The organism is Klebsiella sp. CN_Kp091 (assembly GCF_040065095.1).
Classification (GTDB): Bacteria; Pseudomonadota; Gammaproteobacteria; order Enterobacterales; family Enterobacteriaceae; genus Klebsiella; species Klebsiella aerogenes.
Window position 1 is genome coordinate 1048762 of sequence record NZ_JBEAIO010000049.1, and the last position, 19354, is coordinate 1068115.

15 protein-coding genes are annotated in these 19354 nt (G+C 57.3%); 2 read left to right on the forward strand and 13 right to left on the reverse strand.

Annotation, left to right across the window (positions count from 1 at the left end; translation table 11 throughout):
- Positions 1 to 8 precede the first annotated feature (8 nt).
- Positions 9 to 2225 (reverse strand): type VI secretion system tip protein TssI/VgrG, encoded by a 2217-nt coding sequence (gene tssI / locus ABLV17_RS25630; protein WP_308958759.1) that lies wholly within the window; start codon positions 2223 to 2225, stop codon positions 9 to 11.
- A 653-nt stretch (positions 2226 to 2878) separates the two neighbouring features.
- Here tssI and ABLV17_RS25635 point away from each other — a divergent pair.
- On the forward strand, positions 2879 to 3298 hold the full coding sequence (locus tag ABLV17_RS25635; RefSeq protein WP_015705808.1) for a translesion error-prone DNA polymerase V autoproteolytic subunit: 420 nt from the start codon (positions 2879 to 2881) through the stop codon (positions 3296 to 3298).
- Between the two features lie 2 nt (positions 3299 to 3300).
- Positions 3301 to 4566: a Y-family DNA polymerase gene (locus ABLV17_RS25640; RefSeq protein ID WP_213316423.1), complete on the forward strand. Its 1266-nt coding sequence runs from the start codon at positions 3301 to 3303 to the stop codon at positions 4564 to 4566.
- 94 nt (positions 4567 to 4660) lie between these two features.
- Here ABLV17_RS25640 and tssJ read toward each other — a convergent pair whose 3' ends face one another.
- From tssJ to ABLV17_RS25700, 12 genes are all read right to left on the reverse strand, one after another.
- Positions 4661 to 5200, reverse strand: coding sequence for a type VI secretion system lipoprotein TssJ (tssJ, locus tag ABLV17_RS25645; RefSeq protein WP_308958758.1), 540 nt, complete (start codon positions 5198 to 5200; stop codon positions 4661 to 4663).
- Positions 5178 to 6263, reverse strand: coding sequence for a type VI secretion system baseplate subunit TssG (gene tssG / locus ABLV17_RS25650; protein WP_308958756.1), 1086 nt, complete (start codon positions 6261 to 6263; stop codon positions 5178 to 5180). Before tssG ends, tssJ begins: the two co-directional genes overlap by 23 nt.
- Positions 6227 to 7987 (reverse strand): type VI secretion system baseplate subunit TssF, encoded by a 1761-nt coding sequence (tssF, locus tag ABLV17_RS25655; protein WP_271032347.1) that lies wholly within the window; start codon positions 7985 to 7987, stop codon positions 6227 to 6229. The genes tssG and tssF overlap by 37 nt, the downstream gene beginning before the upstream one ends.
- A 72-nt stretch (positions 7988 to 8059) precedes the next feature.
- Positions 8060 to 11443 (reverse strand): ImcF-related family protein, encoded by a 3384-nt coding sequence (locus tag ABLV17_RS25660; RefSeq protein WP_348854776.1) that lies wholly within the window; start codon positions 11441 to 11443, stop codon positions 8060 to 8062.
- A 97-nt stretch (positions 11444 to 11540) separates the two neighbouring features.
- The gene (locus ABLV17_RS25665) at positions 11541 to 13970 is read right to left on the reverse strand and encodes a DUF2235 domain-containing protein (RefSeq protein ID WP_348854777.1); all 2430 of its coding nucleotides are present in this window, start codon (positions 13968 to 13970) and stop codon (positions 11541 to 11543) included.
- Complete coding sequence (locus tag ABLV17_RS25670) at positions 13943 to 14515, reverse strand: DUF3304 domain-containing protein (RefSeq protein WP_271031569.1); 573 nt, start codon at positions 14513 to 14515, stop codon at positions 13943 to 13945. Before ABLV17_RS25670 ends, ABLV17_RS25665 begins: the two co-directional genes overlap by 28 nt.
- A 120-nt stretch (positions 14516 to 14635) precedes the next feature.
- Positions 14636 to 17038, reverse strand: a complete 2403-nt coding sequence (locus tag ABLV17_RS25675; protein ID WP_271031568.1) for a DUF2235 domain-containing protein — start codon at positions 17036 to 17038, stop codon at positions 14636 to 14638.
- Positions 17011 to 17583 (reverse strand): DUF3304 domain-containing protein, encoded by a 573-nt coding sequence (locus ABLV17_RS25680; protein WP_271031567.1) that lies wholly within the window; start codon positions 17581 to 17583, stop codon positions 17011 to 17013. Before ABLV17_RS25680 ends, ABLV17_RS25675 begins: the two co-directional genes overlap by 28 nt.
- A 116-nt stretch (positions 17584 to 17699) precedes the next feature.
- The gene (locus tag ABLV17_RS25685; protein ID WP_271031566.1) at positions 17700 to 17849 is read right to left on the reverse strand and encodes a hypothetical protein; all 150 of its coding nucleotides are present in this window, start codon (positions 17847 to 17849) and stop codon (positions 17700 to 17702) included.
- On the reverse strand, positions 17822 to 18394 hold the full coding sequence (locus ABLV17_RS25690) for a DUF3304 domain-containing protein (RefSeq protein WP_271031565.1): 573 nt from the start codon (positions 18392 to 18394) through the stop codon (positions 17822 to 17824). Before ABLV17_RS25690 ends, ABLV17_RS25685 begins: the two co-directional genes overlap by 28 nt.
- Positions 18395 to 18536: 142 nt before the next feature.
- Positions 18537 to 18986 carry a hypothetical protein gene (locus ABLV17_RS25695; RefSeq protein WP_271031564.1) on the reverse strand — a complete coding sequence of 150 codons (450 nt, stop codon included), beginning with the start codon at positions 18984 to 18986 and terminating at the stop codon, positions 18537 to 18539.
- A partial coding sequence (locus ABLV17_RS25700; protein WP_348854779.1) for a DUF3304 domain-containing protein occupies positions 18959 to 19354 on the reverse strand: 396 nt, incomplete at its 5' end. The genes ABLV17_RS25700 and ABLV17_RS25695, both read right to left, overlap by 28 nt.

The window sequence follows — 19354 nt, forward strand, 5'->3', positions numbered from 1 at the left end:
TTTTCCTGTCAGGCATTGAGCTCAATCTTCTTACCATTCACCATCACGCCGGCGGCGTTAATGGTGATCGTCGACCCGCCAGCGGTAATCTCCACGCTGCCGTTGCTTATCAGAATGCCGCTTTCGCCCACGTTGATATGTACGGTATCGGTAGCGCTGTCGGTTACGCTCCCTTGCGTAAAGCGGGTATCACCGCCGGTGATGCTCAGGGTACGCCCGGCGCCGATCGTCACCTCTTGCTTACTGGTGATGGTCTGCGTTTGCTTACCGGTCACGGAAATATCGTGATTGCCGGTCACTCCCAGCGTCTGATTGCCGGTGACCTGCACGTTACGATTTTGCTGGACGCTGACGCTTTCGTTACCCTGCACCTGACGGGTGCGATCCTGTACTACCGTCAGTGACTGCTTGCCTTCGACGGTCGCGGTATGGTCGCTTTTCACCGTGGTGGTATGGTTGCCGCTGATGGTTTCATCGCGGTTCTGCTCAACGCTTAGGGTCTCATTCCCCTTCACGCTTTCGGTACGGTTCTGCTCAACGGTGGTGGTTTCATTACCATTGATGGTTTTGCTACGATCTTTGCCGACGGTAACGCTTTCATTGCCATCCACAGTGCGGGTGCGGTTCTGTTTGATATGGCTGGTTTCGTCTTTGCCGACGGTTTTGGTGCGGTTATTGCCGACATCATGGGTCTCGTCGTTTTCGACTTCAGTATCCATGTTGCGCTCAGCGTGCAGCCAGAGCTGCTCTTCGCCGGGTTTATCTTCAAAACGCAGGGCGTTGGCGTTGTCCGGCGAACCATCCTTTGAGCGGCTCATAAAGCCCATTTGCGTGGCTGCAGCCGGTAGCGCCCACGGCGGCATACTGGCTTCGTTATAGACGCGACCAATGACAATCGGCCGGTCCGGCTCGCCGTTAATAAAGTCCACCACCACTTCATCACCGACGCGTGGGATCTGCACCCCGCCGTAACCCTGGCCGGCCCAGGCGCTGGAAACGCGCACCCAACAGGAGCTATTTTCATCGCCCTGGCTTTCGCGGTCCCAGTGGAATTTCACCTTAATCCGGCCATATTTATCGGTCCAGATCGATTCTCCTTTCGGCCCTACCACGCGGGCGGTTTGCGGCCCGTAGGTGCGCGGCCAGTCGGTCCTTGACGCGGGGACAAATGGCGTCGCGGCGGGAATAACGGTGAATGTGATGCGGTGCTGCGCGGTATTTCCGCCGCCGGAGGCATACTGATTCTCTTCAAAATCATAGCGGGCGCCCACCACCAGCCATTTAGCGTTATCAGCCATGTTAGGCGCATGCGTCAGGGTAAACGTGTGTCCCGGGACGATACCGGTCGCGGTGGCGATACCCTGAGTTTGCTGCTGTTCGGCCTGCCAGGACTGCTGACGAATACGGGCGTAGGCTTCGCCGTCGCCGTGCTCCATAAAGCGCCCCGGCCAGTCGTAAACGTCGATTTTGCCCGGCGTCGGCGAGACCGGGTTCTGCAGCGTTTGCAGCATCCAGGCGTGGGGCTTGCGAAAATCATAGTCATCGGTGCTGTAAAGCCCCGGCGTGACGACGTGGCTCGCCATCAGCTGGCTGATGCCCTCTTCGCCGACCGCGCCGCCGCCCGGCTGCGCATGCCAGGGAATAGTTTCATAACCGGGGAAAGATTCAGCCTGCTGATAGTCATCCATCAGCACCAGGGTATGGCCGTCTTTATCGTGGCGGAACAGATAGCTAATACCTTCCAGCTCCAGCAAACGGCTGATGAAATGGAAGCTGCTTTCCGCGTACTGTACACAATAATCCCACTGCCGGTAGCTACGCGTAAGTTTGTCCTCAAACTTAACGTTATGCTCGCTAAACAGTTTGGCCACGATATCCGGCACCCGCTGCTGCTGGAAAATACGGAAGTTGCGGTCGCGCATCATCGGCCAGAAATCGGGTTCCAGCGTGGTCTGATAGACGGCGTAGCGCGTCTCGCCAAGATCTTCGGCGCGCACGGTTACGGCGGTGATTTTGCCGGAAAGATAACGCTCCTGTCCCCATTGGCCGGGAACCGCCACCGTCATGTTTTTGCCGAGCATGGCCTGACGGTCGATAGCAAAATCCTGGCTGAGTAAATCGACCTGAAAGTGGAAAGGTTCGGACAGTTTCTCCTGCCCGCTGAATTTCCAGAATAATAACGAGGAGCTGTCGACAGATGACAGGATCGATATCCGATTAACCATATGGATTCCTTTATGGTGCAGGCAGCCGCGGGGCTAATTCCTTAAGATTGATAAATTATCCTGAATATTTATCAGAAGTCATCTCTCTGCCCGAGATTTCACCCAGGAATACTCTTAATTATTCAACTCTGTGCTTTTGTTCATCTTTATACCGTCATTATTAGTAGTGGAGCTTTCTTAACAGGCATTAATTACTGGTTTGACTTATTAGAAACGGTAATGAGGTAAGTCTGAAAATAGTCTCCTGGCGCGAAGAAATATGTTTAAACCGGCCCGGACGCTTTAAAATAATCGCGGCTGCGAACTGCCATCACAGCCATTTGCTCACCGGCCTGCTCTTGCATACGGTCGGCCGGTGAGCAATCCCTGCGCGTTAATCGCGCAGACATCCCCTGCCTCGTTAATATCAGATCCTTTACCTCAGTCATATTCAGATTGTTTTTACATAAAATCGTCACGCTATTTTCGCCAGCTAAACGGCGCAGTCGCTAATATTAGCGATGAGGTAATCTATTGTTTATCAATCGGCTTCAGGCATAACCCCCCCGCCTGCCGGGCGCTGGCGCAGGTTTTGATAAGGTACGACCCTCTTGATCTCTGCCACCGATCTACAATACTGTATATACATACAGTAAAGATAATCGGTGATCATCATGCAGTTTTTCACACTAACCGAGCTACGCCAGATCGTGGCATTACCTCTGTTCAGCGACCTTGTTCCCTGCGGTTTTCCTAGCCCCGCGCAGGATTATGTTGAACGGCGTATCGACCTGAATGAACTGCTGATTCAGCATCCAGGCGCCACCTACTTTGTGAAATCAAGCGGTGACTCAATGATTGGCGCTGGCATTGGCGATGGTGATTTACTGGTGGTGGATAGCTCCCGCAAGGCCGTCCATGGCAGCATCGTTATTGCCGCGGTGGATGGGGAATTCACGGTTAAGCGCCTCCAGTTACATCCTGTTGTCATGCTCAAACCTGATAATCCCGCCTACCAGCCGATTATGCCAGGCAGTGAAGAGTGTCTGGAAATTTTTGGCGTGGTGACCTACATCGTGAAATCGGCGGGCTGATCGTGTTTGCCCTGTGTGATGTGAACTCGTTCTATGCTTCTTGTGAAACCGTCTTTCGCCCGGACTTACGCGGCCGCCCGGTGGTTGTTTTGTCCAATAATGACGGTTGTGTGATTTCACGTTCTGCGGAAGCCAAACCGTTTGTGAAAATGGGTGAACCGTACTTTAAACAAAAAGATATCTTCAGGCATTATGGCGTGGTTTGCTTCAGTAGCAACTATGAACTCTACGCCGATATGTCCAACCGGGTAATGACGACGCTTGAAGAGATGTCGCCTCGCTGTGAAAAATACTCCATTGATGAAGTTTTTTGCGATCTTACCGGCGTGCGTAACTGCCGCGTTCTTACCGAGTTTGGACATGAGCTCAGAGCCACGGTGCGGCAACGCACGCACCTGACGGTGGGCGTCGGAATAGCCCAGACAAAAACGCTGGCTAAACTGGCGAATCATGCGGCAAAACGCTGGCAACAGCAGACAGGAGGCGTGGTTGACCTGTCGAATGCGGAGCGGCAAAGAAAATTGATGGCGGCGCTACCGGTGGAAGAGGTTTGGGGAGTGGGTCGACGCATCGCGAAGAGGCTTGAAACGATGGGGATCCGGACGGTATTGCAGTTGGCTGACACGGATATCCGATTCATCAGAAAACACTTTAATGTCGTACTGGAAAGAACCGTCCGTGAATTACGCGGCGAGCCCTGTCTCGAGCTGGAAGAGTTTGTCCCGGTAAAGCAAGAGATTATCTGTTCCCGTTCGTTCGGCCATCGCATCACCGAGTACGAAGAAATGCGCCAGGCCATCTGTAGTTACGCCTCCCGGGCTGCAGAGAAACTTCGTCAGGAACATCAATACTGCCGGTTTATCTCCGTCTTTGTAAAAACGTCGCCCTTCGCGCCTGACGAACGGTATTACGCCAATAATGCCTCGGTGGCCCTGCTTACCCCAACGCAGGACAGCAGGGATATTATCGCCGCCGCGACGCGTTGTCTGGATGCCATCTGGCAAAGTGGTTGCCGGTACCAGAAAGCCGGGGTGATGCTGGGCGATTTTTATAGCCAGGGCGTCGCGCAACTTAATCTGTTTGACGAAAATGCGCCGCGAAAAAATAGCCAAAAACTGATGGAGGTGCTGGACCGCCTGAATGCTGAGGACGGACGTGGAACGCTTTACTTCGCCGGCCAGGGTATCCAGCAACCGTGGCAGATGAAGCGGGAAATGCTCTCCCCGCGATACACTACCCGATATAGCGATCTGCCCACGGTTAAATGATTCCCCGACAGGCCAAACCTTAAATAAAATCAGGTTTGGCCATCATGGCGTCCGTCAGGTTATTTATGGAATATAAAATTGCGCAGCGCGTTTCTCACTTCTCCTTCCGCGGTTGCAGAACAAGTTGATGATGGCTGGCCTCAATGACGCGCGCGCGGTCCAGGTCAAGATCCTCACGGGCAAGCACCAGCTTCCAGTCGTTTTTCGTCAGATCCGGCGCCCGGAACAGCGCCACCACGGCAACATACTGCGCCTGTTCATCCAGCGGCATGGTGAGACTCATCTCCGTTCCCGGTTTGAGCACCAGGCTGCGGCTGGCCAGTTGGTCGTCTTTTAATATCTCCTCCCCCTCCGCCGCCAGCTGCTGGTAAACCGTCTTATCGAAAGTCTTGCGATCTTTCAGCACATAGACCCGTACCATCACCGGCTGGGAGGCGCTGTTATCCTCGCGGTTATCGGTGTTTAACGCATTGCGCGCGCTAAAATCCAGACGCAGCGTTTTCACCTGGCGATAAAATACTGACTTTACGGCGGACGAAGCGCCGTCGCTGATTTTCTGTGTTAGCCCGCAACCCGCCAGCATGAACGGCAGAAGAATCAGTGCGGATAGTTTAAGCGAAGTGATATGCAACACGTTGGTTTCCTTGTGATAATGATGCAAGCGGCATGCCGCGGTAGCCGCCCAGTTCCGTGGTAAACGTGGCCGGTAAATCCGGCGGAACCGCGTCCCCTTCCATGCCCAGAACGCCGCTTATGCCGAGCATAAACGGCGTTTCGCCAAGTACCGGCGCGGGTAACAGCGGCGTGGGAAGCGTTAAGGTGATTTTGGCCTTATAGCGCCAGCCGAGATAAACCCGCAGCAGAACCAGAAAGTCCGCATAGATTTGCCCTTCCGGCATCCAGCCTGCGGCCTCGGCGATATCATCGGTATACAGCGCGATCAGCAGCTGGCTGGCAATCTCGGTCGTTTCATCGCCCAGTACCGTATAGCCATCAAGCAGGAAATCGTTATCGCCGTAAAAACCCAGCGGCTGCGCCGGGTACACCGTCCGTGGGCAGTGCGGCGACGCTTCCGCCCGCGTATGGGGCGCCAACAAGCGTACCAGCGCCTGAATTCCCTCTTCGGTACGCGCGGGCAGGCGCATCACGCTGAGTAATGCCAGAAAGCGAGATACCGGCGCGGCAATATGCTGAGCGGTACCGGGAATGCCCAGCCCGATCAGCCCCAGCAGGCTCTGCGAAGTACGGTCGCAACCGCCGTCTTCAAAGGTTGCCGGATACGAGTATTTGCGCCAGATGCGATAAAACTGGCTCAGAATGCGGTGGTTAAAAATATCGAGAAATGCTTCCTGCGCCTCATGCCCTTCTCTTTGCTGCGCAATATCATCCAGCCAGGCGGTAGGCAACGGCGAATCGACACCGTATAGCCCCATAAAGGTGGTGCGCAGCGTCGGCGGCGCGTCGGGATGCGCCTCATCATACTCCACCGCTTTGAGTTCGCTGACCGGAAAACCCATTCCCGGATGCGGGCGAAAGCGTATCGGATCATCCGCCGGGTTCAGCGTGCTGCCTAATGCCGGCGCGCCAGGTCGCGATTTTTCCAGTAGCTGGCAGAAACGGTAAAAGTTGATGCGCTGAATATCCCGCTCAAGCCGCGGGCTCAGCCGGGAATGCGGCGTTTGTGGTTCTCCTGCCATTCGAGACGCTCTCCGGTAGGTTGCAGTATCAGAATCAGACGATTAAACAGATGGATGTCGGTATACAGGGCAAAGAAGCGGTTGAGCATCTCGCCAAACAGGCAGATGTCGCCGTGTCCGGCGAAGCCGTTACCGTCGAGCGTCACTTCTATCTGCACGCCGCGTAGAAAATGCCCCTCGGCAAAACGCTCCACCTCACAGTGGCTCACGTCGACGATCGCCTGCAGGCGACGGCGGTTCATTTCGTTGTCCGTCCAGTCATACAACGCCAGCGCGCCGCGCAACACTTCGGCGTTATCCATCATCCACAGGAAGCTGCTGCCGAGATGGCTCAGCACCCGCCAGTGAAAACGATCCCGATCCGGTGGATAACACGGCAACGTCGGCGCGCTGAGATTGCGCACCTGGAGGCGCGACGTTGTGGATTTGACCACCGTGTCCAGCAACGTGCTTTGCAGCGCCCGGCGCGGCAGCTGGCCGTTGGTGCCGATCAGGCTCAATGACAGGGTTTCATTCTGCGGCACGCGATGCTGGTCAAACGCCTCGCCGCCCAGCGTCAGCCAGGTATCATGCAGCCCGGACGGGCCACGTTTAACGCGCGTGTGGTAATAATATTCCGGCGCATCATGGCGCAACATGCCGCCTTTGTGGCGAAAACTGGTAAAGGGCACATACGCCTGGGTGCCGGAAAGGCGGGAAGAGGTGACGGACTCCACCGAATAGATTTCGGTGTGCCCATCCTGGACACGCATGGGGCGCAGCAGATACTCACTTTGTAGTGAATCCAGATGCAGCGGGTCCGACTCCAGCGGGAACAGGTTAATAACCGGGGTGCAGTGTAAGCGCAAATGTTTCTCTGACAACGCATACTCCTGCGGCCACGGTTTATCCAGCACCACGTCTATCTCAAACCATCCCGGCGCATCAGGAAACGTCATATTCTCCAGCCCGCACAGCGCGACCGACATAAACTTTTCACGAAAGCTGAAATACTCCAGCAGCAACTGGTAGCCGCTGAACCCGCCGCTTTGAGGCAGCAGCGCCTCATCGTTGCCAAACCCGCAGACGGCAAAATGGGCCGCCAGCGGCCTGCTATCAACCTCCCCCGCCAGACGTATGCCGATGTGCGCCACATTCAGGGTCAGCGCTTCATGCAGCGCGCAGGCCAATGGCGCATCGGCGTTCAGATACAACGGAATACGGCTCAGGTCGAGCGCCCGCCAGTCCACCAGCGCGCTACAGTCAAAACGCAGACAAATCGCCTGGCGGCCATCTGCCAGCGTCCTGATACTGGCGCGGGAGAGCGCGAGCGGCTGTAAGGTTAGCGGCTGGGTCGTGGTGTAACGGCAGCGGGTGCCCGTCTCGCCGATGGGCCGGGAGATCACTTCCGTTCCCTTCTTCAGCCGCTGCGGCTCTTTCATCTCCCGCCAGTCGACGCTGAATTCCACCATCGCCAATGACGGAATGGTACGGAGATAATGCGGCCAAATCATACTCACCAGCCCGCCGGTCAGCTCCGGCAGGTCGTCGTCGAGCTTTTCGCGCAGCCGCCCCATCAGGAAAGCAAAACCTTCGAACAGGCGCTCAACATAGGGATCGCGGGCGCCGGCTTTATCGAGGTTTAACGCCGCGGCGCGATCGGGATGGGCGCGGGCAAACTCCTCGCCAGCTTCGCGCAGGTAGCGCATTTCAGCGTCAAAATAACGCAGAGTTAAATCATCCATGGAATATCTCAAATGTCAGAATTGGAAAACTCGCCGCTTGTAAAGCAGCGCTTACAGCGTGAGTGTCGGCCCTTATTCCTCTACGCCACCGTCAGCAAACGGTTCCGCACGGGGAGCCTCCACGATGAAAATCTGTGTCGGCACCGTGAAGTTTCGCAATTTCAGCAACGCCAACGGGCCATCGCCGAGTTCGGTACGCAGCAGCCACTGCAGTTGCCGGTTATCCGGCGTATTGACCGTCAGGCGAAACAGCCCATCGCCGATCTGCTGGCGCTTCATTCTCTCCAGCATACGCAGCGTGCCCCACGGGCCGCTGTCGTTCGCCAATAGCCGGGCGCCCGCCGCCGTTGAGCTCCAGCTCAGCATCGCGCCGGGTTTGTTGAACGTCCCCGGCCAGCGAAAGCTTTTCCATTCGGCAAGCTGGTTAAAGTAGTGCAGATTCTGGCCGTCGAGGGTGAGCTGCGTTTCAACAATGCCCGGCGTCGCCACCCCCTGTAGTTCAAATCCCATTCCCTGGCTGCCGTCGGTAAACAGAATGTCGGACAAGGAACTCAGTTGATTAATCGCCTTCAGGAAGGCCGGGTTAAACGTCAGCCCCTGGCTGTGCGTGCTATCGGCTACCCAGCGACTGCCCTCCCGGTTAAGTACGCCGCCCAGCTGTCGGGCGAGAAACTGGTCGATCCGCCCGCTATCGCGACGGATGAATGCCGCCAGCATCGGTAGCGAGACATCGTTTTTGCCCGCGGCAAACGGATAGCGGCCGTCGAAAGCCGAATGCCAGTTAGCGACCACAGAACGCTGCCACGCCTCGTTCAGGCTGGCCGCCGATGGCTGCAGCACCGTTTCCCAGGCCTGCGTCAGCGGCTGGACGAACATGGTCTGGCCGAAACCGCTCCACTCTTCGCCGAGGCTGGCCGCCACCAGGCTGCCGTACTCCTGGGTGTCGGTCAGATCGACGCTTTTACCCTGAAACACGGTCTGCGCCAGCTGCTGCATCATCGCCTGCGGGTCGGGGGCGTTTGCCACCTGCTGGAGCCGCAGGCGTACGCGAGTCAGGCGAGTCAGCCAGGTCTGTAAACTGAGGGTGCTATCTGCGGCGACCACGCTCTGAGAGGGATTTTTGCCCATCAGCGCCAGCAGCGGCCCAAAGGTACTCTCCAGCGGGCCGCGCACGCCGCCGGCCTGCTGATCGATAAACGGCTGCTTATCCTTATCGAGTAGATTTTTAGCCGACTTCACCAGCGAATCCGCCACGCCCTCACGCTGCTGCCCGGTCTGCCCCTGCCAGGCAAGGGTATTCATCAACGCAATCAGCGGCGACTGACGAACGTCGCCCCCCAACGTCAGCTGATCGGTCACATCGGCAATATTGCGCGCCGGATTCAAGCGAATGCTATTGAGAAAACCCAGCCACGCCCCGGCGAAATCGGTGAAATAGCGATCGGTCAGCCGCTGTTTCAACGCCTCCGGGGAGACATCGCCGCTGACGGTCTGGCGGCTATCGCTCAGCACCCAGTCGATCTCATCGCGCCTGGCCGCCACCGCCTTATCGATCGCCTCGCGCACGCCGCCTTCCCACGCCTGGCGGGTGAACATCCCCGGAACCACCTCTTCCGTGGTAAACAACCGGCTGGCATTGGTCTGCGGCGTCATATCTTCCAGCGTCATGTCGGCATAGTTGCGGCGCACCTGCAGCAGCATGTTCTCGTAAAGCGTGCTTTCAGCGTTGCGCCGCCCGATTTGCGCCAGCAGCACCTGACGCGCTTGCGTCACCAGCGCGGCGTCCGGGGTGATTTTCCACGCCGGCTGCGACGGCAAGTTGTCCATATAGAAGGCCCATAGATCGGGGGCGATACTCTGCCATAGCGCCTGGGCGACTCCCTGACGCGTCTGCTGCGCGGCGGTCATTGTCTGGCGGTAAAACGCCGCATCGGCTTTATCCGGACGCGCCATCATCAGATAGGCCTTTAACTGGTCATAACCCGCTTTCGCCAGCTGCGCCCGCTGCGGGCTGCGCGGCGGCAGGTTGACCAACACCGTCAGTTGCCGGGTGAGCGCTTCTGCCGCCGCGTCGCGGATCAGACGCTGGTTAGCCCGCCCATACCACGGCAGCAGCGCGGTAGAAAGCGGCGCATTATGATTAAGACCAAAGCGCTGATACCAGGGCGCGCCGTTGGCGAGCTGATTCTGTAGACGGCCGATATCGTTACGCAGCACCTGCAAATCGATCAGCTGTTGGTCGTTAACGACGGGCTGCCGCAGCAGCTGTACCCGCTGGGTGGCGCTGACAATTTGCTGGCGGTTGACGATAAAAGAGAGCAGGCTTCCCGCCGCCCACAAGCCAAACAGCGCCAGCAGGCCGACGCCGAGGGAGCGGCGCCACGCCCCCCCCACCGGCACGCCGCGCGCGCGGCCGCAGTCTGCGATGATCCCCTGCCAGACGGCCGGGGCCGGCCAACGGTGGGGATAGAGCCCATTGTCCACCGCTTCTTCCGCCTTTAACGAGGGGCTGAACAGCAGACCGCGGAGCGGGATCTGTTGCAGATGCCCGGTAAGCCACGGCGTCAGTAGCGTCTTCCAGCCGCTGATACCGCCCTCCTTCAGCCATTTAGCGACACGCAGCAGGTAATCGTGGGACGAATCAGCGCACAACTGCTGGGTCCCCTGCGCCAGCATGGCGGGCAGAATGGCGCGAAGCTGCCGTTCAACATCCTGCGGGACGGCCCGCGGCGGGAACAACGCCCCCAGCGTCTGGGTAATGCGCGTATCCTGCGGCCAGTCGCTGTCGTGGAGTTGCCACAGATAGACCGGCGGCTGGTAGCGCAGGACCTGCGTAACCTGCTCCAGCGTACGCAAATACCCGTCCAGGGTCGCGGCGGTGGCCTGAGCATTGTCCAGCGCCAGCACGATACCATCCAGCGGTCGGCGGCCGCGCAGCCGACGCAGGGCGCTGAGCCGCTCGTTATCCACCTTCGCCGACAGGCTACCGCCGTGAATTAGCACCGTACCGCGGCCCTCCAGCCATTGCTGTTGCGCAAGGCCTGGAGCGATGGCGGCAATCTGCGCCGCCTCGCCAGCGACCCACAGCAGGCGGACCTTATTGCGCCACAATCGGCCGTAGCGGCGACGAAGTGTGTGCTTTAAGGACGCAAACGGCTGCGCCGGTTTTGTCTGCTGGCTAATAAAAGTCTGCGTCTGACGCTGTTGCCCATCGGCTTTTTGCCTGATAAACAGGTGGAAAGCAATAAAGCCCAGTATCCAGAGACAGAGACCATACGCCCAAATCAGGCCACAGACGGTCACTATCTCGCGGACCGCCGTCCACTGCAGCGTGCGGTTGGCGTGCCAGTTCCACCATCCCAGACCGCTTAGCAGGACCACAATTGTCCAGACGGCAAGACACAGGGTCGCGGTAGCCGCTACGGTCATTACCGCGGCATTTTTTTCCTTGAACATAAAATTGATGATTTCCTTAGCCACGGGCGTGCATCATCACGCCCGTATAGCGTTATTAAGGATACTTAGCGGATATAATGAATATGGCGATAACGAATTAAGGCAGCAGTATTTTAAAAGCCTCGCTTTTTATATCGCGATATATTTTACCCAGCACGCCCGATACCGTATTCAGATCTTTCATATCCGTTCGCGCCTGCACTAATATATCGCCAACATTAATATCTATAATCGCTTTTACCCGCTGGCCAAATTGTTTCACCGAATCCCACGTATCGTCATCGTTATCGTAAATCGTCCGCGACGCAAAATAACCGTGGGAAAACGAGGAATGCAGCGGGTCGTGATTATATTTAGCCAGCGTGTCATGCACGTAGTTATCGTAAAAATCCAGCATCGTCGGCGAGCCCATCAGCGCCGCCCGCCGGGCATCGCCGCTTTTCTTGATCTGGATATATTCCGACTCCTGCGCCGCCACCAGCGGACCGCCAAGCTGGTTGGTCTGCGTGGTGGGGATCACATCCAGCAGTACCTGAGCCAGCAGCGCCACGATACCGGTATGGGCAAAGTCATAGCCCCACGCCGCGCGGTCCAGCCGATCCTTATCGATAAACGGCACTTCTCGCGGTCCTTCGCTTTCCGCGGGCGCCGACGACGACGGCAGCGCGCCGGACGATTCATTCAGCGCCTGCTGATAAAAAGGCTTACGCTGATAATACTTATCGGCGTATTGCGGGCTGGCAAAGCGTTCGGTGCGCCAGGCGGTGATCCAGCTCAGCTGGTCCGCCAGCATCACCTCCAGCGCTTTGGCCTTCAGCGGCACATACACCGGTTCCGGCAGCTTGCCCAGCGGGCCGTTCTCCGGCGGCTTCACGGCGGCGGCTTTCGCCTTATCGCTATCCGCCTTGTCGTGAGCCGCCTTCAGCGCGGCAACCGGATCCCGGCCCTGGGCCACGGCGATGGCCACCACCTCCGCCTCGTTGACGGCCGGCGTTTCGGTCTTCGCCCCCGCCTGCTGCGCCCCGGCCTGCTGCCAGGCATTAAACAGGGCGATGGCCTGGGCGGAGATTTTGAATTGTTTTAATACGTCACCTTGCATTATCCGATAGGTTTTCTCTTTAGCCCCGCCAGGCATCACCTCCTCAGGTACGCTCAGCGGCGCCCCGGCGTCAAAGGCGGCGGCATACATATCGTGCAGCACAATCTTTGACAGCAGGCTGGCGGCATCGGTCTGCACCTTACCGAGTTCGGTGGGCTTACAGTCGCCGCCGACATCGGCATGCATCCCGGGGTAGACCACCTCCACTGCCCCGGCCGGATATTTACCGTCCGGACCGCGGATGGAGTCCAGCGGCAGGTCGCCATGCTGTTCGTGGCCGGCGACAAAGTGGTAGCAGCTTTTTAAGAAACCTTTGGTGGTCGGCAGCCGCAGGCTGTTGGCTGCCCAGCCCAGATGCCCGGTGGCCGACGGCAGGATATGCGGCACGCCAACCGCCGAGACCGTATCCAGCAGCCCCATAAACTCGATACTGATGGGGATACCCAGCAGGGTCGGGCCCCCGGGCACCACCGTCCCCGTCGGCAGCATATTTGTCGCATCGAGCGGCATTTTAGCGTCATCGAGCAGCGACTCCAGCCCGCGGGCAAAGGCGCGGGCGGTGGCGGCCCCCCGGCAGTAGCCGTAGACAAAGAGCTTGATTTTGGCGATGCGCCGCTGCGAGCGCTGGATATGCTGCCGCGTCGGCTGCCGCGGCCACTGATTGACCACGCACCCCAGATAGTCGTCGCAGAATTTGTCAAGCGCGCTTTTACGGTTGAACTTCTGGGTCAGCCGCGAGAAGGGCCAGACGGTGGCCATACTGTTCCGATATCTGGTCAGTTCACTGTCTTTGATCGCGGTTTTGTTCACCGCATAGCAGATGCTGCTGTAGGTTTTTAGCAGCGCCTGATTGATACGGTCCTCACCGCCGTTGGCAAACAGCTCGCCGTCCAGCGAGTAGTGCTCTTCGTCAATCTCCGGAAAGCGCGCCCCACAGCCGGGAAAGTAGTAACAAAAGAAACCATCGTTATCAGCTGAAAAGCTCTGATCCGTCCAATTGGCCGCATGGTAAAGGCGGCCAATATTGGTCAGCGGCGGATTACGCGAACCGTAGACCTCATCAGCACCTTCTTTAGTACAACAGGTACCGTCGAAGAACAGGCTGATATGCAGGCTGGCCGGGCAGCCCGGTTCCGTTTTTTTGTCCGAGGGATGTTCTGACTCTTTAACATACCCCTCCAGGTACTGCCTGGCGTAGTTGCCTTCGGTCTGCGTTCTGCTCGCCGGCAGGCGGCCGCGCTCGTTGTATTCGGTTTTCTGCTGCGTGGATTTACCCGCGGGCTTTTTGTCATCCGGCCCGGGAAACTTCGGCGGTAAGCTGGCCGCTTCCGCGGTGGAGGTTTTAACCGTGACCGGGGTAGCACCGGTCTGAAAAGCCGCAATAAGCGCCTTCAGTGAATTCAGCGTGGACTCTGCGGTGTCGGACATACGATGTTCTCCTTAACATGCTTATAAAGTATATTTTTTGCTCTTTCCTTCCAGTCTGGCGGCGACTGGGGAACCGGATACCCCGGTTGTCCCGGTGGAATGCAGGAACGGACTATCCGCACCTTATCGCAGGGGAAAATATGCACATGAAAACCGCAAGCCTGATCCTCCTCCCAGCGTTCGATAGGGACGATGATCGGCCCATGGCGCTGATAGTGAGTTTCATAATCATCGGGCATCTCACTCGATTTCATCCAGGAGTTAGGATCGGAAGTCCAGGTGATTTTTGCCGTCAGGCCCGGCCGCCAGACATCTGGCACCATCACGCAGCAGAAGCCGCCGCCGCCGCCGTAGGAGTTCGCCCTTGGCCCCCCATAACCGTTGACCTCCACCGAAACGATAGCGTCCGGGCCGTGGTTTAACAACGTTATGTCAGCGCCGCTCATGCCGTCGCGACTGTGGTCGCGACAGGCCGTCAGCAGGCAGAGAAAAACGGCGGCCAGCATCGCCAGCCCGCCGGGCAAAATACGGATATGCTTTATCATTGATGTGTCCTTACAAAAGAAATTAAATGCGTCGTTATTAAGAGATGACGTGATGACAGGTTTGTATTTTTATTAATATATAAGCCTCCCGGATATTTATGGCAATGATATTTATAGTGGTCAAATAAAATTGGCCGCTATAAATATCTTCAGCTGTATTTTCATATCCGTTCGCGCCTGCACTAATATATCGCCAACATTAATATCTATAATCGCTTTTACCCGCTGGCCAAATTGTTTCACCGAATCCCACGTATCGTCATCGTTATCGTAAATCGTCCGCGACGCAAAATAACCGTGCGAAAACGAGGAGTGCAGCGGGTCGTGATTATATTTAGCCAGCGTGTCATGCACGTAGTTATCGTAAAAATCCAGCATCGTCGGCGAACCCATCAGCGCCGCCCGCCGGGCATCGCCGCTTTTCTTGATCTGGATATATTCCGACTCCTGCGCCGCCACCAGCGGACCGCCAAGCTGGTTGGTCTGCGTGGTGGGGATCACATCCAGCAGCACCTGGCCCAGCAGCGCCACGATACCGGTATGGGCAAAGTCATAGCCCCACGCCGCGCGATCCAGACGATCCTTATCGATAAACGGCACTTCTCGCGGCCCTTCGCTTTCCGCGGGCGCCGCCGCCGACGGCAGCGCGCTGGCCTGCTCATTCAGCGCCTGCTGATAAAAAGGCTTACGCTGATAATACTTATCGGCGTATTGCGGGCTGGCAAAGCGCTCGGTGCGCCAGGCGGTGATCCAGCTCAGCTGGTCCGCCAGCATCACCTCCAGCGCTTTGGCCTTCAGCGGCACATACACCGGATCCGGCAGTTTACCCAGCGGACCGTTCTCCGGCGACTTCGCGGCGGTGGCAGCGGCTTTCGCCTTATCGCCATCCGCCTTCTTGCGAGCCGCCTCCAGCGCGGCGACCGGATCCCGGCCCTGGGCCACGGCGATGGCCACCACCTCCGCCTCATTGACGGCCGGCGTTTCGGTCTTCGCCCCCGCCTGCTGCGCCCCGGCCTGCTGCCAGGCGTTAAACAGGGCGATGGCCTGTTCGGAGATTTTGAATTGTTTTATAACGGCATTCGTCATTATCCGGTAGGTTTTCTCTTTAGCCCCGCCAGGCAATACTTCTTCAGGTACGCTCAGCGGCGCCCCGGCATCAAAGGCGGCGGCATACATATCGTGCAGCACAATCTTTGACAGCAGGCTGGCGGCATCGGTCTGCACCTTACCGAGTTCGGTGGGCTTACAGTCGCCGCCGACATCGGCATGCATCCCGGGATAGACCACCTCCACCGCTCCCGCCGGGTATTTACCGTCCGGACCGCGGATAGAGTCCAGCGGCAGGTCGCCGTGCTGCTCGTGGCCGGCAACAAAGTGGTAGCAGCTTTTTAAAAAACCTTTGGTGGTCGGCAGGCGCAGGCTGTTGGCCGCCCAGCCCAGATGCCCGGTGGCCGACGGCAGGATATGCGGCACGCCAACCGCGGAGACCGTATCCAGCAGCCCCATAAACTCGATACTGATGGGAATGCCCAGCAGGGTCGGGCCGGCCGGAACCACCGTCCCCGCCGGCAGCATATTTGTCGCATCAAGCGGCATTTTTGCATCATCGAGCAACGACTCCAGCCCGCGGGCGAAGGCGCGGGCGGTGGCGGCCCCCCGGCAGTAGCCGTAGACAAAGAGCTTGATTTTGGCGATGCGCCGCTGCGAGCGCTGGATATGCAGCCGCGTTGGCTGCCGCGGCCACTGATTGACCACGCACCCCAGATGGTCGTCACAGAATTTGTCAAGCGCGCTTTTACGGTTGAACTTCTGGGTCAGCCGCGAGAAGGGCCAGACGGTGGCCATACTGTTCCGGTATCTGGTCAGTTCACTGTCTTCTATTCTTTCCTTTTTCACCGCATAGCAAATGCTGCTGTAGGTTTTAAGCAGCGCCTGATTGATACGATCCTCACCGCCGTTGGCAAACAGCTCGCCGTCCAGCGAGTAGTGCTCTTCGCCAATCTCCGGAAAGCGCGCCCCACAGCCGGGGAAGTAGTAACTGAAGTAGCCGTCGTTTTCCGCAGTTTCATCCTGCTCTTTCCAGTTTGCCGCATGGTAGAGGCGGCCAATATTGGTCAGCGGCGGATTGCGCGAGCCGTATATCTCATCAGCCCCTTCTTCATTACAGCAGGTACCGTCAAAGAACAGGCTGATATGCAGGCTGGCGGGGCAGCCCGGTTCCGTTTTTTTGTCCGATTGATGATCGGACTCCCCGACATATCCCTCCAGGTACTGCCTGGCGTAGTTGCCTTCGGCCTGCGTTCTGCTCGCCGGCAGGCGCCCGCGCTCGTTGTATTCGGTTTTCTGCTGCGTGGAGTCATCCGCTGGCGCTTTCCCCTTTTTATCATCCGGCCCGGGAAAGTGTGGCGGTAAACTGGCCGCTTCTGCGGTGGACGTTTTGACAGCGACCGGGGTGGCGCCGGTCTGGAAGGCGGCAATAAGCGCCTTCAGGGCACTTAACGTGGAGTCTGCGGCGTCGGACATACAACTTCCTCCCTGATATGTTTGATAAGTATTTTCTGAGCTCTTTCCTTCCAGTCTGGCGGCGACTGGGGAACCGGATATCCCGGCTGTCCCGGCGGGATGCAGGAACGGACTATCCGCACTTTATCGCAGGGGAAAATATGCACATCAAATCCGCAGGCCTGCCCCTTCTCCCAACGTTCGATAGGGACAGTAATCGGCCCATGTTTCTGATAGTGAGTTTCATAGTCGTCCGGCATCTCACTCGATTTCATCCAGGCATTAGGATCGGAAGTCCAGGTGATTTTTGCCGTCAGGCCCGGCCGCCAGACATCTGGCACCATCACGCAACAGAAGCCGCCGCCGCCGCCGTAGGGATTAGCCCTGGGGCCCCCGTAACCGTTTACCTGCACCGAAACAATGTCATCCGGGCCGTGGTTATAGACATTTATGTCAGCGCCGCTCATGCCGTCGCGACTGTGGTCGCGACAGGCCGTCAGCAGGCAGAGCAAAACGGCGGCCAGCACCATCAGTCCGCCGGGCAAAATACGGATATGTTTTATCATTGATGTGTCCTTACAAATATAAAGTGATGACTTATTAATAAATGGCGTAATTAAATGCTTGTATTTATGCTAATAGATGAACCTCCATATATAACTGATAATGATATTTGTAGCGGTCAAATAAATTTGGCTGCTACAGACATCAATACCGGTTTTCCAGATGCTTCCACAGTGGAGGTTTTAACCGTGACCGGGGTGGCGCCGGTCTGAAAGGCGGCAATAAGCGCCTTCAGGGCATTCAGCGGAGAGTCTGAGGCGTCGGACATACAACTTCCTCCTTAATATGTTTGAAAATGATCTTATCCGCTCGTTGCTCCCAGTCAGGGGGAGACTGGGGTACCGGGTAGCCCGGCTGTCCCGGTGGAATGCAGGAACGGACTATCCGCACCTTATCGCAGGGGAAAATATGCACATGAAAGCCGCAAGCCTGATCCTCTTCCCAGCGCTCAATGGGTACGGTAATCGGGCCATGGCGCTGATAGTATTGCGAATAGTTTTCAGGCATATCGCTTATTTTCATCCAGGAGTTAGGGTCAGAAGTCCAGGTAATTTTTGCCGTCAGCCCCGGGCGCCAGACATCTGGCACCATCACACAGCAGAAGCCGCCGCCGCCGCCGTAGGAATTGGCCCTTGGTCCCCCGTAGCCGTTCACCTGCACCGAAACGATGGCGTCCGGACCATGGTTTAAAAGGGTGATGTCAGTGCCGCTCATGCCGTCGCGACTGTGGTCACGGCAGGCCGTCAGCAGGCAGAGAAAAACGGCGGCCAGCACCGCCAGTCCGCCGGGCAAAATACGGAAATGCTTTATCATTGATGTGTCCTTACAAATATAAAGTGATAACTTATTAATAAATGACGTAATTAAATGCTTGTATTTATGCTAATAGATGAACCTCCATATATAACTGATAATGATATTTGTAGCGGTCAAATAAAATGGGCCGCTACAGACATCAATACCTGTTTTCCAAATGATAAAGCCGGCCGATATTGGTCAACGGCGGGTTACGCGAGCCGTATATCTCATCAGCCCCCTCTTTAGTACAGCAGGTACCGTCGAAGAACAGGCTGATATGCAGGCTGGCGGGGCAGCCCGGCTCCGTTTTTTTGTCCGATTGATGATCGGACTCCCCGATATATCCCTCCAGGTATTGCCTGGCGTAGTTGCCTTCGGTCTGCGTTCTGCTCGCCGGCAGACGGCCGCGCTCGTTGTATTCGGTTTTCTGCTGCGTGGAGTTATCCGCTGACGTTTTCCCCTTTTTATCATCCGGCCCGGGAAACTTTGGCGGTAAACTGGCCGCTTCCGCAGTGGAGGTTTTAACAGCGGCCGGAGTGGCTCCGGTCTGAAAGGCCGCAATAAGCGCCTTCAGGGCACTCAACGTGGAGTCTGCGGTGTCGGACATACGACTTCCTCCTTGATATGTTTAAAAATAACGTTATCTGCTTTTTTATCCTCATCAGGATGAGGAAGTATAGGGTATTTCGGATCTGCGCGACCGTAGCAGGAACGTACTATCCGCACCTTATCGCAGGGGAAAATATGCACATCAAAACCGCAGGCCTGCCCCTTCTCCCAGCGTTCGATGGGTACAGTGATCGGGCCATGGCGCTGATAGTATTGCGAATAGTTGTCAGGCATATCGCTCAGTCTCATCCAGGAATTAGGGTCGGAGGTCCAGGTAATTTTTGCCGTCAGGCCCGGCCGCCAGACATCAGGCACCATCACGCAGCAGAAGCCGCCGCCGCCGCCGTAGGAGTTCGCCCTTGGCCC

Bases quoted from the DNA above. Each gene is read 5' to 3' on its own strand.
- tssI (WP_308958759.1), bottom strand. From the start codon at position 2,225: ATGGTTAATCGGATATCGATCCTGTCATCTGTCGACAGCTCCTCGTTA.
- ABLV17_RS25635 (WP_015705808.1), top strand. From the start codon at position 2,879: ATGCAGTTTTTCACACTAACCGAGCTACGCCAGATCGTGGCATTACCT.
- tssG (WP_308958756.1), bottom strand. From the start codon at position 6,263: ATGGCAGGAGAACCACAAACGCCGCATTCCCGGCTGAGCCCGCGGCTT.
- tssF (WP_271032347.1), bottom strand. From the start codon at position 7,987: ATGGATGATTTAACTCTGCGTTATTTTGACGCTGAAATGCGCTACCTG.
- ABLV17_RS25660 (WP_348854776.1), bottom strand. From the start codon at position 11,443: ATGTTCAAGGAAAAAAATGCCGCGGTAATGACCGTAGCGGCTACCGCG.
- ABLV17_RS25665 (WP_348854777.1), bottom strand. From the start codon at position 13,970: ATGTCCGACACCGCAGAGTCCACGCTGAATTCACTGAAGGCGCTTATT.
- ABLV17_RS25670 (WP_271031569.1), bottom strand. From the start codon at position 14,515: ATGATAAAGCATATCCGTATTTTGCCCGGCGGGCTGGCGATGCTGGCC.
- ABLV17_RS25675 (WP_271031568.1), bottom strand. From the start codon at position 17,038: ATGTCCGACGCCGCAGACTCCACGTTAAGTGCCCTGAAGGCGCTTATT.
- ABLV17_RS25680 (WP_271031567.1), bottom strand. From the start codon at position 17,583: ATGATAAAACATATCCGTATTTTGCCCGGCGGACTGATGGTGCTGGCC.
- ABLV17_RS25685 (WP_271031566.1), bottom strand. From the start codon at position 17,849: ATGTCCGACGCCTCAGACTCTCCGCTGAATGCCCTGAAGGCGCTTATT.
- ABLV17_RS25690 (WP_271031565.1), bottom strand. From the start codon at position 18,394: ATGATAAAGCATTTCCGTATTTTGCCCGGCGGACTGGCGGTGCTGGCC.
- ABLV17_RS25695 (WP_271031564.1), bottom strand. From the start codon at position 18,986: ATGTCCGACACCGCAGACTCCACGTTGAGTGCCCTGAAGGCGCTTATT.